This window comes from Amaricoccus sp., assembly GCF_036846665.1.
In the GTDB taxonomy this organism is placed as follows: Bacteria; Pseudomonadota; Alphaproteobacteria; order Rhodobacterales; family Rhodobacteraceae; genus Amaricoccus.
The window spans coordinates 1-3,037 of sequence record NZ_DAIUBO010000344.1; the positions used below are offsets into that span (position 1 = coordinate 1).

The window sequence follows — 3,037 nt, forward strand, 5'->3', positions numbered from 1 at the left end:
GTGCGCGATGGAGGCGGGGCCGCTGGGCTCGGCCAGGCGGCGCGGCGCAAGCGAGCCGCGGCCGGCGGCCGCGCGCGACGGGAGCAGCGAGCTCGACAGCGAGTCGACGGCGTCGTCGCTGGCCGCGGCCATCACGGCGTCGAGCGGCGGGGCGGGCCCGGGGTCTGCATGCGGGCACATGAGTCGCGCCTCCCGCAACCGGAAGCTGCATCGGCGGGATCCCCCGCCCCGACGGACGACGGAGTTCACAGACCGGCCCCGGCCCGGTATTCGTGGAATCCGGGGCAATCCGGCCTATCTGACCGGGCGCGATCCTCCCTTGACCGTGACGGGACCACGATGGACGACCTGGAGAATGCCGGCGCGACGGGACTGCGCGAGGGCTCGGTCTACGAGACGATCCGAGAGGATATCGTCGAGGGTCGCCTGCCGCCCAACGCCCGGCTGAAGGTCTCCGAGCTCTCCCGGCGCTTAGGCACCTCGACCAATCCCGTGCGCGAGGCGCTGCACCAGTTGCGCGGCGAGGGATTCGTCGTCATCTCGCCCAACCGCGGCGCGCGGGTCCGGCCGATGGACGAGGATTTCGTGCGCGACATCATCGAGATCGAGATGCTGGTCGAGCCCTATCTCACCCGCAGCTACGTCGATACCGCCACCGAGGCCGATACCGCCGATCTCGCGGCTATCCAGCGCGAGATCGACGCCAACAACTTCGCGGATCTCGCCCTGCATGCCGAGCTCGACACGCGGTTCCACCGCCGCATGTACGACCGGCACTACAACCGCCACGCGGTCACGCTCTGGTGGAACCACCGCGAGATCCTCGCCGCGATCGGCCGCCGCTTCACGGTCTCCCTGAGCCGCCGGGTCGCGATCCTTCAGGAGCATCACGAATTGCTCGCCCACATCCGCGCCCGGGACGCCGAGGCCGCCGCCGGCGCCATCGCGCGCCATGTGGAGGGCGCCGGGCGCCATGTCATCGAGCAGCTCCGCGCCCATCGCCGGAGCGGCAGCCGCTAGCGCCCCGGCCGCACGGCCCGCATCAATCGCGACAGCCGCAAACCGCCCTCTGGACGATCCCCGCCGGTTGCGCGAAACCTGCGCTGCCGGCGGTGCGAATCCGCCGCACCGACCACCACGCGCCGCCACCGGGAGAAAGACATGACCGAGCCGCAATCCGACCCGCGCTTCGTCACCACGGAAACCCCCGCGGGCATTCTCACGGTCGATCCCGCCCTGGGCAACATCCGCCATCTCGCCTTCCACACCGGCGACAGGGTGATCGCCCCGCTCCATGCCGCGCCCTGGATCGAGGAGCCCGAGACGGAAGCGCTGCCCCTGGCGCCGGTCGAGCGGCATCTCTCGGGCGATTTCTTCTGCGCGCCCTTCGGCGCCAACGATCTCGACGCGGCGCCGATCCACGGCTGGAGCGCCAATTCGCCCTGGGCGCTTCTGGACCGCGGCGCGGGCACGCTCGCCTTCCGGCTGGAGCGCCCGGTCATGGGCGCCCGGATCGAGAAGACCCTGCGCCTCGCCCCGGATGCGCCGCTCCTCTACCAGCGCCACGAGATCGCGGGCGGCGAAGGCGGGCTGACGGTGGCGCATCACCCGATGCTGCACATGGAAGAGGGCGGGCGCATCGACGTCTCGCCCAAGCGCTTCGCGATGACGCCGGAACTGCCGCTCGTGCCGGGCCGCAACCGCCTCGCCTGCGCCGACGAGACCCGGGATCTCGCCCGCGTCCTCACCTCGAGGGGCGATACCTGCGACCTGCACCGCTTCCCGCCCGGCGAGCGAAACGAGGATTTCATCACCCTGGTCGAGGCCGACGACAGCCCGCTCGGCTGGACCGCGGTGATCCGCGAGGCCGAGGACGACATCGTCTTCGTGCTCAAGAACCCTGCGCAGCTGCCGGTGACGATGCTCTGGATCTCGAACGGCGGCCGCGACTTCCCGCCCTGGAACGGCCGGCACCGGGGCGTGCTCGGCATCGAGGACGGCTGCGCCGCCGGCGCCGCCGGCCATCGCGCGGCCCTGGGCGAAAATCCCCTCGCCGCCCGCGGCGTGCGCACGCGCATCGACCTCGGCCCCGGCCGACGCCATCGCATCGACCATGTGATCGGCGCGGTCCCGCGCCCCGCCGGCTGGACCGAGATCGGCGGGATCGCCGTGTCCGGCGACCGGCTGACGCTCTCCGAAGCCGGCGGCGAGGGCCTCGACCTGCCTTTCCGGGCCGGCTTCTTCGACGCCTGAGCGCCCGCGCCCGCGCCGCCGGCCGGGGCGCGCGCGGGTCGGCCGCTCAGCCGGGCACCAGCGCCTCGAGATCGGGGCGCAGCTCGACGCTCTCCTGTTCGTTGGGGTCGGTGCGGGCGATCACCGCGGTCACCGGCGCATCCGTCAGGTTCACCGGCAGATGCGGCACTCCGGCCGGGATGTAGAGCATGTCGCCGGCGCGCACCACCACATGGTGCTCCATCCGCTCGCCCGACCACATCTGCGCCTCGCCGCTCAGCACGTAGATTGCCGATTCGTGGCCGGAATGCTGATGCGCCTTCGCCCGCCCGCCGGGCGGGATCGTCAGGAGATGCATGCAGATCCCGCGCGCCCCCGCGGTCTCGGTCGAGATCCCGGCGGCGTAGTCGAAGCCCTGCTTGCCGGAATAGACCGCACCCGCGCGGAAGACCTGGCAGCTGCCACCGGTCCTGTCGGGCTTGTCGGACATTTCGGGGGCCTCCTCGCGATCACAGGCGGATGCTAGCACGGGCGGCGGCGCCACCGGAAGCGCGCGCGCTGCGGGGTCGCCCCCGCCGGCCGGCGGCTACCGATCCTGCGGCTGCCCGAAGTAATACTGCACGACCGCGGCCCATTCCGCGGTGCCGATGAGATCGAGCAGCGCCCGGTTGATGTCCTCGCGCAGGGCCGAGCCCTCGGGCAACACGATGGCATAATTGAGCGGCAGCAGGCGGAAATCGGTCACCGTGACCTCCGGGAGGCCTGCCGATTCCCAGATCAGCGCCGGCGCATCATCCCCGAATGC

The 3,037-nt window shown here is 71.9% G+C and carries 4 protein-coding genes and 1 pseudogene; 2 read left to right on the forward strand and 3 right to left on the reverse strand.

What is annotated here, in order from left to right; genetic code table 11:
- Nucleotides 1-180, reverse strand: a 180-nt coding sequence (locus V7050_RS19950; RefSeq protein WP_324411129.1) for a hypothetical protein, incomplete at its 3' end; no start/stop codon positions are given.
- A 159-nt stretch (nt 181-339) separates the two neighbouring features.
- Here V7050_RS19950 and V7050_RS19955 point away from each other — a divergent pair.
- Both V7050_RS19955 and V7050_RS19960 read left to right on the forward strand, forming a co-directional pair.
- Nucleotides 340-1,020, forward strand: coding sequence for a GntR family transcriptional regulator (locus tag V7050_RS19955; RefSeq protein ID WP_324366090.1), 681 nt, complete (start codon nt 340-342; stop codon nt 1,018-1,020).
- 141 nt (nt 1,021-1,161) lie between these two features.
- Nucleotides 1,162-2,253 carry a hypothetical protein gene (locus V7050_RS19960; RefSeq protein ID WP_324366088.1) on the forward strand — a complete coding sequence of 364 codons (1,092 nt, stop codon included), beginning with the start codon at nt 1,162-1,164 and terminating at the stop codon, nt 2,251-2,253.
- 46 nt (nt 2,254-2,299) lie between these two features.
- Here V7050_RS19960 and V7050_RS19965 read toward each other — a convergent pair whose 3' ends face one another.
- Together V7050_RS19965 and V7050_RS19970 are read right to left on the reverse strand one after the other, a co-directional pair.
- Nucleotides 2,300-2,722 carry a cupin domain-containing protein gene (locus V7050_RS19965; RefSeq protein WP_324366086.1) on the reverse strand — a complete coding sequence of 141 codons (423 nt, stop codon included), beginning with the start codon at nt 2,720-2,722 and terminating at the stop codon, nt 2,300-2,302.
- Between the two features lie 96 nt (nt 2,723-2,818).
- A pseudogene (locus tag V7050_RS19970) lies at nt 2,819-3,037 on the reverse strand (hypothetical protein); the annotation flags it as partial.

Excerpts from the sequence above, each read along its gene's own strand:
- V7050_RS19955 (WP_324366090.1), top strand. The coding sequence starts at position 340 with ATGGACGACCTGGAGAATGCCGGCGCGACGGGACTGCGCGAGGGCTCG.
- V7050_RS19960 (WP_324366088.1), top strand. The coding sequence starts at position 1,162 with ATGACCGAGCCGCAATCCGACCCGCGCTTCGTCACCACGGAAACCCCC.
- V7050_RS19965 (WP_324366086.1), bottom strand. The coding sequence starts at position 2,722 with ATGTCCGACAAGCCCGACAGGACCGGTGGCAGCTGCCAGGTCTTCCGC.